Here is a 13,847-nt window from a genome sequence, read left to right on the forward strand (position 1 = left end):
CCGATCCGTGCCGCGCGCGGCCCTTCCCCGACCCGAACAGGACGACCATGACCGACACCCGGCCCCGGCCCACGGGCTGGTCCGACGCCAAGCGGGCCCTGCTGGCCCAGCGCCTGCGCGGCGACCGGGCACCCGCCCGGACCGTCCACCCGCGACCGGCCGGGGCCGCCGTCCCGCTGTCCAGCAGCCAGGAACGGCTGTGGTTCATGGCACAGCTCACCCCCGGCTCGACCGCCTACGCGCTGGCCCCGGCCCGCCGGATCCACGGCGGCTGCGACCGCCCGGCCCTGGACGCCGCGCTGACCGACCTGGTGGCCCGGCACGAGAGCCTGCGCACCACCTTCCCGGCCACCGCCGACGGCACCGCGTACGCGCTGGTGGCCGACCCGGCGCCGTTCGCCGCCGGCTACCTGGACGCGAGCGCCGACCCGGAGCCGGACGCGCGGGCCGCGGCCGCGGTGGAGGCGCTGCTCGCCGACCCGTTCGACCTGGCGCACGGACCGCTGCTGCGGGTGCTGCTGGTGCGGCTCTCCGAGCAGGAGCACGTGCTCGCCCTGGTGCTGCACCACATCGTCTGCGACGGCTGGTCGATCGACCTGCTCCAGCGCGAGCTGGACGCGCTGTACGCGCACCACGCCGACGGAGTGCCGCACGGCCTGGCCGCACCCGAACTCCAGTACGGCGACTACGCGGCCTGGCAGCGGGCGCGGATCGCCGACGGTTCCCTGGCCGCCTCCCGGGAGTACTGGCGCACCCGGCTGGCCGGCGTCCCCGCGCTGGAGCTGCCCACCGACCGCCCGCGCCCGCCGGTCTTCGGCCACGCCGGGGCCGCGCACGAGTTCCGCTGGGACGCCGCGCTCTCCGAGCGGATCGGCGAGCTGGCCCGCGCGCACGGCGCCTCCCGCTTCATGGTGCTGACCGCCGCCTACCAGGTGCTGCTGGCCCGGCACAGCGGGCAGTGGGACTTCGCGGTCGGCTCGCCGGTGGCCGGCCGGCTGCACCGCGAACTGGAGCCGCTGGTCGGCATCTTCGTCAACATGCTGCCGATCCGCGCGGAGCTGGAACCCGGCCTCGGCTTCGGCCGGCTGGTCGGCCGGGTCCGGGAGCGGACCCTGGAGGCGTACGCGCACCAGGAGGTGCCGTTCGAGCAGATCGTCGGCGACCTCGCGGTGGAACGGGACGTCAGCCGCGCCGCCGTGTTCCAGGCCACCTTCGCGTACCAGAACTACGGTGAGCCCGCCGCCCTGCCGGCGGCCGGCGCCCCGCGCGCCGAGGGCTTCGGCTACCGCGCCGCCACCACCCACCACGACCTCGCGCTCTACCTGCGCGACGAGGCCGACGGCGGGATCTACGGGCTGGTCACCTACCGGACCGACCTGTTCGACCACGCCACCGTCGAGCGGCTCGCCGAGCGGCTCGAGGTGCTGCTGCGCGCCGCGCTCGCCGACCCGGACCGGCCGGCGCTCGAACTCCCGCTGCTCGCCGAGGGCGAGGACAGCACGCTGGCCGACTGGGCGGCCGGCCCCGCCCTGCCCGAGGACGGCCCGGCCACCCTCACCGAGCTGCTCGCCCGCACCGCCCGCCGCACCCCCGACGCCCCCGCGCTCACCGTCGGCGCCGAGACCCTGACCCACGGCGGGCTCGACCGCCGGGCCACCGCCTTCGCCCACCGGCTGCGGGCCCTGGGCATCGGCCCGGGGGACGTGGTGGCGATCTGCCTGGAGCCCTCCCCGGAGCTGGCCGTGGCGATGGTCGGCGCGCTCAAGGCGGGCGCGGCCTACCTGCCGCTGGACCCCGAACAGCCGCCCGCCCGGCTGGAGTTCTTGCTCGCCGACGCCGGCGCGGCGGCGCTGGTGGCCGAACCGGCGCAGGCCGCGAAGACCCCCGGCGGCCGCCCCGTCCTGCTCCCGGAGGGCGGCGACGGGCCGGGCGCGCCCGAACCGCTGCCCCCGACGGCGGGCCCCGCGGACCTCGCGTACGTCATCTACACCTCCGGCTCCACCGGCCGGCCCAAGGGCGTCGCCGTCCAGCACCGCCAGATCGTCAACTACCTGGCCGGGGCCGGGCGGCGGATGCGGATCGAGCCCGGCCGCTCGTACGGGCTGCTGCAGTCACCGGCCTTCGACTTCAGCATCACCATGCTCTACCTGGCCCTCTCCACCGGCGGCCGGGTGCACCTGCTGCCCCGCCGCATCTCCGGCGCCGAACTCGCCCTCCGCAACGCCGAACTGGGCCTCGACTACCTCAAGATGACGCCCTCCCACCTGGCCGCGCTGAGCGCCGACGCGCCCGTCGAGGAGCTGCTGCCGCGCCGCGCGCTGGTGCTCGGCGGCGAGGCCAGCCCGGCGGGGTGGGCCCGCGACCTGGCCGCCCGCGGCCGGTGCGCGGTCTTCAACCACTACGGCCCGACCGAGGCCACCGTCGGCGTCACCGTCCACGAGGTCGACCCGCTCGGCCCCGCCACCACCGGATCCACCCCGATCGGCCGCCCGCTGGCCGGCGCCCGCAGCTACGTGCTGGACCGGCTCGGCGACCCGGTGCCGCCCGGTGTGGTCGGTGAACTCCACCTGGGCGGCGACCGGTTGGCCCGCGGCTACCTCGGGCGCCCGGACCTCACCGCGGACCGCTTCCTGCCCGACCCGTTCAGCCCGGTGCCCGGCGCCCGGATGTACCGGACCGGCGACCTGGTACGCCACCGGCCGGACGGCGAACTGGAGTTCCTCGGCCGGGCCGACCACCAGATCAAGGTCCGCGGCTACCGGGTCGAGCCCGGCGAGATCGAGGCCGCGCTCGCCGCCGTCCCCGGCGTCGCCCAGGCCGTGGTGACCGCCCGCGGCGAAGGCGTCAAGCAGCAGCTCGTCGGCTACCTGGAGTGGCCCGGCGACGGCGAGCCGCCCACCCCCGCGCAGCTGCGCACCCGGCTGCTGGACCAGCTGCCCGACTACATGATCCCGGCCCGGTACGTGGTCCTCGACCGGCTGCCGCTGCTCGCCCACGGCAAGGTCGACCGGGCCGCGCTGCCCGCTCCGCAGGACGGCCCGCCCAGCGGCGCCGAACAGCTGCCGCCCGAGGGCGAGGTGGAGCAGCTGATCGCCGACCTCTGGGCCGAACTGCTCGACCTGGAACGGGTCGGCGCGCTCGACGACTTCTTCGAACTCGGCGGCCACTCGCTGCTCGCCACCCAGGTGGTGGCCCGGCTGCGCCGCGCGCTGCCCGGCCCGGCCGCCGGGCTGGGCGTGATGGACCTGTTCCAGCACCCCACCGTCCGCGCGCTGGCCGCGCTGCTCGGCGCCCCGGCCGGGGAGCGCGGCCCGCGCCGGCTGCTGCACCGGCTCACCCCGCCGCGTACCCGCACCACCGGCTCGATCGTCTGCGCCCCGTACGGCGGCGGCAGCGCGCTGATCTACAAACCGCTCGCGGACGCCCTGCCGGCCGACTGGGCGCTGCACTCGCTCGCCGTCCCCGGCCACGAACTGGGCGAGGAGGCAAGGCCGTTCGACCAGGTCGCAGAAGAGACCACGGCGGAGATCCTGGCCGGCGTGGAGGGCCGGATCGTGCTGTACGGGCACTGCGGCCTCGGCGTCATGCTGACCGTGGAGATCGCCCGGCGGCTGGAGGCGGCCGGGCGGGAGGTGGCGGCCGTGCACCTGGGCGGCAGCTTCCCGTTCGCCCGGCCCGCGGGCCGCGGCGCCGCGCTCACCGAGCGGTTCGGCCGGGTGGTCGAACGGCTGCGCAGCGACCAGGACATGGTGAACGCGCTGACCTCGGCCGGCCTGGACACCGAGGACTTCACCCCCGAGCAGCTCGGCCTGATCGTGCGCAACCGCCGCAGCGGCACCCGGCAGGCCGAGACCTACTTCGGCGAGCTGTTCGGCACCGAGGGCGGACGGCTGCGGGCACCGGTCATCGCGGTGGTCGGCGAACGCGACCCCGCCACCGAGTTCTACCAGGAGCGCTACCGCGAGTGGCACCGGCTCAGCGACACCACCGGCGTGGTGGTGCTGGACGAGGCCGGGCACTTCTACCTCAAGTACCGCGCCGAGGAGCTCGCCACCGTGCTGACCGGCGTCCATCCGGCGATCGCGGCGGGGGAGGAACAGCGGCACGCCCGCACCCCGCACGCCACCTGGTGGCTGGAGGAGGTCTCCCGCCTCGGCGCGCCGACCGCCGCCGGGGACCCCGCACGGCCGGCCGCCCCCGGCGACCCCGCACCGCCCGCCGCCGCGCGGGAGGTCCGGCCCAGCCTGGGCCGCTTCCTGGCCGTCGCCACCGGCCAGCAGATCTCCATGATCGGCTCGGCGCTGACCGAGTTCGCCCTGCCGATCTGGGTCTACCTGCGCACCGGATCGCTCGCCGACCTCGGCCTGCTCGCCGCCTGCGGACTGGTGCCCGGCATCCTGGCCGCCCCGCTGGCCGGCGCCGTGGTCGACCGCGGCGACCGCCGCCGGGTGATGCTGGCCGGCGACCTCGCCGCCGGTGCCACCCAGGCCGCGCTGCTGGTGCTGTACCTCACCGGCGGCCTACGGGTCTGGCACGCGTACGCGCTGATCGCCGTGCTCTCCGCGGCGCTGGCCTTCCAGCGCTTCGCCTGGGGCTCCGCCGTGCCGCAGCTGGTGCCCAAGCGGTTCCTCGGCCGGGCCAACGGCATCGTCCAGATGGCGCTCGGTTTCGCCCAGTTCCTGGTCCCGCTGTTCGCCGTCGGGCTGCTGGCGGGGATCGGACTCGGCGGGATCCTCGCCCTGGACGTGGTCAGCTACACCGCCGCGGTCGCTATCACCCTCGCCGTCCGGTTCCCGCAGGCGATGGCCTGGCGGCGGCGGGAGAGCGTGACGGCGGAGATCAGGGCCGGCTTCCGGCGCTCGCTCGGCAGCCGGCACTTCCGCGCCATGCTGGTCTACTTCGCCGTGCTCAACATCTTCCTCTCCCCGCTCTTCCTGCTCACCACCCCACTGGTGCTCTCCTTCGCCGACCTCGCCGCCACCGGCTGGGTGGCGATGGCGGCCGGCGCCGGGGCGGTGGCGGGCGGCCTGACCCTGCTGATCTGGGGCGGCCCGCGGCGCGAGCGGCTGCGCGGGGTGCTGTACGCCACCATGGGCCTGGCCGCGGCCTGCGTGCTCACCGGCCTGCGCCCGGCGCTGCCGCTGGTGGCGCTCGGCGCGTTCGGCATGACGCTCGGGCTCGCGCTGCTCAACGGCACCTACGCCACCATCATCCAGACCAAGGTGCCGATGCGCTTCCACGGCCGGATCATCGCCGTCAACACCATGGTCGCCTGGTCCACCCTGCCGATCGGCTTCGCCGTCGTCGCCCCGCTCACCCCCGGCCTGCTGCAGCCGCTGATGGAGCCCGGCGGCGCGCTCGCCGGCACCGTCGGGCAGCTGATCGGCACCGGCGCGGGCCGCGGCATCGGCCTGGCGTACCTGCTGTTCGGCCTCGCGATGGCCCTGCTCGCGCTGGTCTGCCTGCGCGTGCCGGTCCTCGCCCGGTTCGACCGCGAGGTGCCGGACGCCGCCTCCGACGACCTGGTCGGCCTGGAAACCCTGCACGCCCGCACGAAGGACGAGGTGGCCGATGACCGCGACCGATGACCTGCCCACCCACCCGCTGACGGTCGACCAGCGGCGGCTGTGGTTCCTCCAGCAGCTCGACCCCACCGACTCCGCGTACCACCTGTACCTGGCGCACCGCTGGGTCGGGCCGCTCGACCGGGCCGCCCTGCGCACCGCCCTGGACGGTCTGGTCGAGCGGCACGAGATCCTGCGCACCCGCTACGTGCTGGCCGGCGAGGAGCCGCGCCAGGTGGTGCACCCGCCGGCGCCGGTCGACCTGGTCGTCCGCCGACTGCCCGCCGACGCCACCGAGGCGGAGTTCACCGAAGCGTTCGCACCGTACGTCAACGCGCCCTTCGAGCTGGCCACCGAACCGCCGCTGCGGGCCGTCCTGGTCAGCGCCGGGGAGCAGGACCACGCGCTCTGCCTGGTACTGCACCACATCGCGGCGGACGGCTGGTCCGCCGACCTGATCCAGCGCGAGCTGATCGCCCGCTACCGCGGCCGGGTGCCGGGCGAACTCCCTTACCAGTACGGCGTCCACGCCCGCGCCGAGCACGCCCGGCTGGCCGGCGGCGCCGCCGAGCAGGCCTACGCCCACTGGCAGGCCCGGCTGGCCGGCGCCGCCCCGCTGCGGCTGCCCACCGACCGACCCCGCCCCGCGCGGCCCGAGCACCCGGCGGGATTCACCGACCTCGACCTCGGCCCCGAACTCACCGCCGCCGTCGACCGGTTGGCCCGCGAGCAGCGCTGCACACCGTTCATGGTGCTGCTCGCCGCCTACCAGATCCTGCTCGGCCGCTGGTGCGGCCAGCAGGACTTCACCGTCGGCACCCCGCTGTCCGGCCGCACCGAACGCGCCCAGGAGGAACTGGTCGGCTCCTTCACCCGGACCGCCGTGATCCGCGCCGACCTGCGCGGCGCGGCCGACTTCCGGACCGTGCTGCGCCGGGTCCGCTCCGCCACCATGGACGCGCTCGCCCACCAGGACGTCCCGCTGGAGCGGCTGGCCGCCGACCAGGGCACCCCGCCCGGCGCGCTGCCGTTCCGCACCCTGTTCGTCTTCCAGAGCCAGACCGAGACCGGCGCCGCCCCGCTCGAACTCCCCGACGGCGTCGAGCTGCTGCCGATGGACTCCGGCTTCGCCCGGGCCAAGGCCGACCTGCTGCTCGACAACTGGCGCACCCCGACCGGGCTCACCTGCTCCTTCTCCTACGACCTCGAACTCCTCGACCGGGCCACCGTCGAGGCGCTCGCCGCCCGCTACCGGACCCTGCTGGCCCACGCCTGCGCCGACCCGCTCACCCCCGTCCACGGCGACTGGCTGCTCGACCCGGCCGAACGCGCCGACCTGCTCGCCCGCAGCGCCGGACCCGCACTGCCCACCACCCGCCGCCGCCCGCTGCTCGAACGCTTCGCCGAGCAGGTCGCCCTGCGCCCGCACGCCCCCGCCCTGGCCCTCGGGCCCGACACCCTCGACTACGCCGAACTCGACCGCCGCTCCTCCCGGTTGGCCGCCCGGATCGGCCCACTCACCGGCCGGGTCGCGGCCGTCCGGATCGCCCCCTCGTACGACCTGGTGGTGGCGCTGCTGGCGATCTGGAAGGCCGGCGGCGCCTACCTCCCGCTGGACGCCGCCCACCCCGTCGAACGGTTGCGGCAGCTGGTCGCGGACGGCAACGCGGACCTGCTGCTCGCCGACCCGGGCGGCCCCGACCTCGGACTGCCGGTGGTCACCGTCGGCGAACTCGCGGACGGTGGCGCATCGGTGGACTACCCGCCGCCGGCGCCCGGCGACGCGGCGTACGTGCTGTTCACCTCCGGCTCCACCGGCCGGCCCAAGGGCGTGGTGGTCGAACACGGCGCCCTCGCCGACCGGATCGACTGGATGGCCGGCGACGGCTACCGGCTGGATGCGGCCGACCGGATCGTCCAGTTCGCCTCGATCGGGTTCGACACCCACGCCGAGGAGATCTGGCCCGCGCTCGCCTCCGGCGCCTGCGTCGTCCTGCTGCCCGGCGGCGGGCGCACCCTGCCGGACCTGCTGCGCACCGAGGCCGGCCGGCAGGTCACGGTGCTCGACCTGCCCACCGCCTACTGGCACGAACTGGTGCTGCTGGGCGAGGAGTTCGCGTGGCCGGCCGAGCTGCGGCTGGTGGTGCTCGGCGGCTCCGCCATGGAGCCCGCCGCGCTCGCCCGCTGGCACCAGCGGCACGGCGACCGGATCCGCCTGGTCAACACCTACGGGCCCACCGAGGCCACCGTCATCGCCACCGCCGCCGAGCTGACCGCCGCCGAGCTGACCGCCGCGGAGCCGGTCGGAGCGCCGCCGATCGGGCACCCGCTGCCCGGGGTGCGCTGCTACGTCCTCGACCGGCAGCTCGGCCTGGTGCCCGACGGCAGCGAGGGCGAACTCTTCCTCGCCGGCGCCGGCCTGGCCCGCGGCTACACCGGCCGCCCCGACCTGACCGCCGACCGCTTCCTGCCCGACCCCTACGGCGCGCTGCCCGGCGCCCGGATGTACCGGACCGGCGACCGGGTACGGCGCCACCGGGGGAGCGGGGCACTGGAGTTCCTCGGCCGCACCGACGCCCAGGTGAAGATCCGCGGCCAGCGGGTCGAGCCCGGGGAGGTGGAGCACGTCCTCGCGGCGCACCCGGCCGTCGCGCACGCCGTGGTCCTGGCTCGCGGCGACCGGCTGCTCGGTTACGCCGTCCCCGCCCCCGGGGAGGCGCCCGGCGGGCCGGAACTGCTCGACCACCTGGCGCAGCGGTTGCCCGCCTTCATGGTCCCCGCGGCGATCACCGTCCTGGACCGCCTGCCGCTCACCCCCAACGGCAAGCCCGACCTGGCGGCCCTGCCCGAGCCCGGACCGGCCGCCGCGGGGGCCGGTTACCTGGCGCCGCGCACCGACGCGGAGCAGCTGGTGGCCGACATCTGGCGGGAGGTGCTGGGGGTCGACAAGGCCGGCGCCCTGGACGACTTCTTCGCCCTCGGCGGCGACTCGCTGCGGGTGACCCGGGTGGCCGCCCGGATCCGCTCGCTGACCGGCCTCGACGTCACCATCCGCGAGGTCTTCGAACACCCCGTCCTGGCCGCACTCGCCGAGCGGGTCGAAGCCCTGCTGATCGCCGAGATCGACGCACTCACCGACGCTGAGGCCGCCGACCGCCTCGGCTGACCGCCCAACCGACTCTTCGAGGAGCACACCATGTTCGCTGTCGTCGTCAACGACGAGGAGCAGTACTCGGTCTGGCCCGCCCACCGCGAGCCCCCGGCCGGCTGGCGCCCGGAAGGCACCCGCGGCACCCGGGAGGAGTGCCTCACCCACATCGCCACCGTCTGGACCGACCTCCGCCCCCTCAGCGCCCGCCCCTGACGGGACTCGGCCCTGTGTGTTGTCGCTCGTCCGGGTGAAGTCGACAGGGAGGCCGGGCGAGCGTCGCTCGGCAGTTGCTGACGAAGGATGACTTGCCCTCGACCAACTTGAGGGCCCTATGGTCAGCGCCCATGGCATCACTGGGCACCACGGAATCCGTTGTCTCTGCTCCCCCTCGATCGGCCCTTCCCCGGTCGTACCTGCTCTGGCTCGCCGGGACCCGGGCCTCGCTGACCGGTGACGCGGCCCTCTATTTCGCGCTGGGGTGGGCGGCCAGCGCGCACGGCGGTCGGACGGCCGCGCTGGTGCTGACCGCGATCACCTTGCCGCGGACCGTGCTCCTGCTGCTGGGAGGGGCAGTGGGTGACCGCTTCGGCGCCCGCCGCGTGATGATCACAGGGGACGTGGTGATGCTGGCCGCCGTGCTCGCCGTGGCCGTGGCGGGCCGGGCCTGGGGGACGCCGCCGTGGATGCTGTTCGGGCTCGCCGCCATGGTCGGGACGGTCGATGCGTTCTACCTCCCCGCGACGGGATCCATGCCGCGCCGTCTGGTGAGCAGGGAGCAACTGCCCAGGGCCATGGCCCTGGGGCAGGCCGGCGGCCAGGTGGCTTCCCTGGTCGGCGCCCCGCTGGGTGCGCTGCTGGTGACCGTCGCGGGCCTGAGCGGGACGGCGCTGGTCGACGCGGGCACCTTCGCCGCCGTCCTGGCCGTCATGGTGTGGGTGCGGCCGCGGGCCGAGACGCAAGCGTCACCTGGCGCTGAGAGCCTGCTCGCCGGGATCGCCGACGGGGTGAAGCTGGTGGCGAGGGATCCCGTGCTGCGACCCGCACTGCTGCTGACGGCCGCGGCCGCGGCGGGGCTGCTGCCGGTGGTCGCTCTGCTCGGCCCGCTGCTGGCCCGATCGAACGGCTGGGGTCCGGGATCGGCGGGCCTGGTCGCTGCCGGGCAGGGAGCCGGTATTCTCCTGGCCGCGCTGCTGGCAGCCCGTCTGGGGCCGATGCGCCGGGTCGGGGTGGGCGCGAGCCTGGGCCTGGGGCTCGCCGCACTGGGAATCGCCGGTCTCGCTGCGGCTCCGGCTGCGGGGGCCGCCGTCGCCGCGGCCGTGGTCGCCGGTGCCGGGTCGGGCATGTTCGCGTGCCACCTGGGCCCGCTGGTCCTGGTCGGGGCTCCGGACACGCATCTCTCCCGGGTGCAGTCACTGCTGTCGCTCGTGCAGAGCTTGGCGCTGGTGGTGGCGAACAACGTGCTGGGCTGGCTCGCGAGCGCTGCCGACGCCAGGAGCGCGGTCGTGCTGTGCGCCGTCCTGGGCTGCGTGGCCGCGGCTGCCGGTCTGGCCAGCCCGTCACTTCGTGGTCTGCGCCGGGCCGTCTCATAGGTCCGGTGGTGGCGGGCTGGCCGGAGTGCCGCAGCCATGGGGAGGCACCGGGACTCCGGCCACACGCTCGGACGGACATCACGGGCGGCACTACCCGCAGTCGGTGAAGCCCGTGTTGACGAAAGGGCCGGCGGTCCAGGTCGATCCGTCGCAGGCCCTGAGCGCCTCCGGGTACGGCCCCGGTCAGCCGCAGGCGGTGGCGAGGGCGGTCACGAAGTCCGCCGCCAGGGTGGTGATCGTCGGTTCGTCGAAGGCCAGGGCGTTGTACTGGAGCCAGCACCGCAGGGCGCCGTCCGGCTGCTCGACCACCGTCAGTTCGGGGACGCCGCGGTCGCCGCCCGGCAGGGGCCACGGGACGGTGCTGCCGCGTGGCAGCTCCCACGGGCCGCAGGTCAGGCCGGGCAGCTGCGCCGGGGCGGCCCAGGCCTCGTAGCGGAGCCAGGCCGCGAACGGTGCCGCCGGGCTGAACTCGGCGAACGGGTAGAGCTGGTGGTCGAGCGCGGCGGTGGCGGTGTGCCGCAGGCGGTCGAGGAGTTCGGCGAAGCCCGGGCCGCCGGAGGCGTCGACGCGGAGCAGCAGCGACTGGACGAAGCAGCCCACCGCCCGCTCCGCCTCGGGCCGGGGCCGCCCGGGCACCGGGGTCATCACCACCAGGTCGGGCCGGCCGCTGCGGGCCGCGAGCAGTCCGGCCCAGGCCGCGGTGACGGCGAGGAACGGTGTGGCGCCGAGCTCGGCGGCCCGCGACCGCAGAGCGGCCGCCTGCTTCGCCGGGAGGGCGAACTCGTGGCCCCGGGTGAGGACTTCCTCGACCTCCCGGCGTCCGGCGAACGGCTCGACCGCTTCCGGCGCCCCGGCCAGCGCCGTCGCGAAGTGCGCCCGGGAGGCCGGCCAGTGCCCGTTCGACCACTCGACCAGTTCCCGGTAGCCGGGGCCGGACCTGACCGGCGGTGCGCCGCGCCCGCGCCGCAGCGCCGAGTACAGCACCCCGAGATCGGCCAGCAGCACGCCGATCGACCAGCCGTCGCTGACCATGTGGTGGACGGCGAGCAGCACCACGTGGTCCTCGGCCCCGCGGCTGACCACCAGCAGCCGGGCCATCGGGTCGCAGGCCAGGTCGGTCAGCCGGTCGCGTTCGGCGATCAGCAGCGCGTCCACCTCGGCGTCGCTCGCGCCGGGCACGTCCAGCAGGGTGATCCGGGCGTTCGGCTGCTCGTCCAGGACGACCCGCACCACGCCAGGCTGCCCGGCGACGGGCACGAACCTGGTACGCAGCGCCGGGTGCCGCCGGACCGCCTCGGTGAGCGCGCGGCCCAGTACCTCCGGCTCCAGCCGGTCGGTCACGCGGAACAGCGCCGTCACCGCGCCCGCGTCCCGCCCGGGTGCCTCCGCCATCCAGCGGAAGAAGTTCTCCTGCTGCGAGCTGAGCGGGACGTCGTGCGGCTGCGCCCGCAGCGCCGCCAGGAACGGGCTGACGGCGGCCGCACCGGCTCCGGCCGGCTCGTCCGCTGCGGCGCGGGCCCGCTCGGGGTGGTCCAGCCAGGCGGCCTGGGCCCGCAGCGAGGGCCGTTCGAAGACCAGCGCCGTGCCGGCCGCCGTCCCGAACTCGGCGCCGATCGCCGCGGCCAGCTGCACCGCCCGGAAGGAGTCCCCGCCGAGCGCGAAGAACTCGGCGGCCACGTCGGTGACCGGGCGGCCGAGGAGGCGCCGCCAGATCGCGGCCAGCCGCAGTTCGGTCCGCGAGGCCGGGGACGTGGCGGCAGCGCCGGCCGGCTCCTGCTCGAACAGCGGGCGCAGCCGGTGCTTGACCACCTTGCCGCTCGGGTTCCGGGGCAGCCGGTCGGTCAGCAGGATCCGCACCGGCAGCTCGGGGCGGCCCAGCCGGCTCCCGAGGAACAGCCGCAGCGCGTCCAGGTCCAGCCCGTCCGGCCCCGGCACCACCACGGCCACCGGGACGGCGCCCATCACCGGGTGCGGCAGGCCGAGCGCCGCCGCGTCGGCGACCTGCGGGTGCTCGTGCAGCACCTCCTCGATCCGCAGCGTGGAGACCTTCAGCGCACCGGACTTGATCACCTCGCTCTCCCGGTCGACCAGGTGGAGGTAGCCGTCCGCGTCCAGCCGGCCGAGGTCGCCCATCCGCACCCAGCCGTCGCGGAACACCGCCGACCCGCCGGCCTGCTCGCCCAGGTAGCTGCGCGGCGGGCCGGGCTGGCGCAGCCAGACCTCACCGACCTCGCCCACCGGCACCGGCGTGCCGTCCTCGGCCAGCACCCGCAGGTCCGCCGGGTCGGCGGGCCGGCCGACCGCGCCCGCGCGGGCCGGGTCGACGATCACCGACAGCTGGGCGGGCGCCGCCTCCGCCGAGGTGTAGGTGTTGACCAGCACGGCCCCGGGGAGCGCCTGCGCCAGCCGGGCCGCGACCGGCGCCGGCAGCGCGGCGGCCGAGGAGCTGACCAGCACCACACTCGACAGGTCGTGGCGCTCCGCCGTACCGGAGTTGAGCAGTTCGACGGCCATCGACGGCACCAGGAAGACGGTCCCCACGCCGTGCCCGGCCACCGCCGCGCCGAACTCCTCCGCGTCGAACCGGGGCAGGCTGAGCACGGTCGGCGCCCCGGTCAGCGCGCCCAGCAGCATCACCTGCCCGGCGTTGGTGCCGATCGGGAAGGCGTGCAGCGCGTGGCGCGAGTGCGCGTACGGCCGCGGGCGCGGGCGCAGGCTCAGCCCGGCGGTCAGGTTGCCGTGCGCGGCCAGCACGCCCTTGGGCTCGCCGGTGGTGCCCGAGGTGCCGATCACCTGGGCCGGGTCCTGCGGCCGGACCCGGTGCGGGGGCGCCTGCGGTACCTCGGGGTGCTGCGCCAGGACCGCGTCCAGCAGCAGGTCGGCGGTGTCCGGCAGGGCGTCGAGCGCGGGGCTGCGTAGCGTGACCGGGGCCTCGGCGAGCGCCGCCAGCCGGCCGGCCTCGGCCTCGGTCAGGTCCTCCCGTACGGGGACGGGGACCCCGCCCGCGTACTGGACCGCCAGGAACGCCACCGCGTAGCGCTCCCACTCCCGGTTCGGGAACCGCAGCGCCACCCGGACCCCGGGCCGAACCCCGGCCCCGGCCAGGCCGACTGCGGCGCGCAGCGCCGATGCGCGCCAGTCGCCGTAGGTGAGGGCGGCGCCGCCGACGACCTGGAGCGCGATCCGGTCGGGGTGTTCGGCGGCCCGGGCGTCCAGCAGTTCCGGGACGGTCGGCGACCCGGCGGAAGTGGCCAGGGGAGTGGCCTGCGGGGCGGCTTGGGGAGCGGACGGCGCGGGGTGGGCGGAGACGGTGATGGCGGGCTCCTGGGTGCGGCTCTGCGGACGGGCGGCCGGTGCCGGGCCGAACGCCCCACCGGGGCCGACCCGCTGACGGACGGGCAGGCGGACGGACCGTGGCGCCGCACCCGGCACCTCCGCTATGGTCTGGACCAATGCGCGGGCCTCGCGAGGGTAGCGCCGTACTGTCGCGCTTGTGTCGCGCCGCCCACCGCCCCGCTCCCGCCGGGCGGCGCGGGCGCGGGA

5 protein-coding genes are annotated in these 13,847 nt (G+C 76.2%); 4 read left to right on the forward strand and 1 reads right to left on the reverse strand.

Going from position 1 to position 13,847, the window contains the following annotated elements; genetic code table 11:
- Positions 1-47 precede the first annotated feature (47 nt).
- The 4 genes from ABT014_RS21045 (at position 48) to ABT014_RS21060 (ending at position 10,304) form a co-directional block, all read left to right on the forward strand.
- Entirely contained in the window at positions 48-5,588 is a 5,541-nt protein-coding gene (locus ABT014_RS21045) for a non-ribosomal peptide synthetase/MFS transporter (protein WP_350640519.1), read from the forward strand.
- Entirely contained in the window at positions 5,572-8,730 is a 3,159-nt protein-coding gene (locus ABT014_RS21050) for a non-ribosomal peptide synthetase (RefSeq protein ID WP_350640520.1), read from the forward strand. Before ABT014_RS21045 ends, ABT014_RS21050 begins: the two co-directional genes overlap by 17 nt.
- 30 nt (positions 8,731-8,760) lie before the next feature.
- Entirely contained in the window at positions 8,761-8,928 is a 168-nt protein-coding gene (locus ABT014_RS21055) for an MbtH family protein (RefSeq protein ID WP_350640521.1), read from the forward strand.
- Between the two features lie 131 nt (positions 8,929-9,059).
- Positions 9,060-10,304, forward strand: a complete 1,245-nt coding sequence (locus ABT014_RS21060) for an MFS transporter (protein ID WP_350640522.1) — start codon at positions 9,060-9,062, stop codon at positions 10,302-10,304.
- Between the two features lie 183 nt (positions 10,305-10,487).
- Here ABT014_RS21060 and ABT014_RS21065 read toward each other — a convergent pair whose 3' ends face one another.
- Positions 10,488-13,757: an AMP-binding protein gene (locus ABT014_RS21065; protein ID WP_350640523.1), complete on the reverse strand. Its 3,270-nt coding sequence runs from the start codon at positions 13,755-13,757 to the stop codon at positions 10,488-10,490.
- Positions 13,758-13,847: the final 90 nt, after the last annotated feature.

The organism is Kitasatospora sp. NPDC094015, from assembly GCF_040304075.1.
In the GTDB taxonomy this organism is placed as follows: domain Bacteria; phylum Actinomycetota; class Actinomycetes; order Streptomycetales; family Streptomycetaceae; genus Kitasatospora.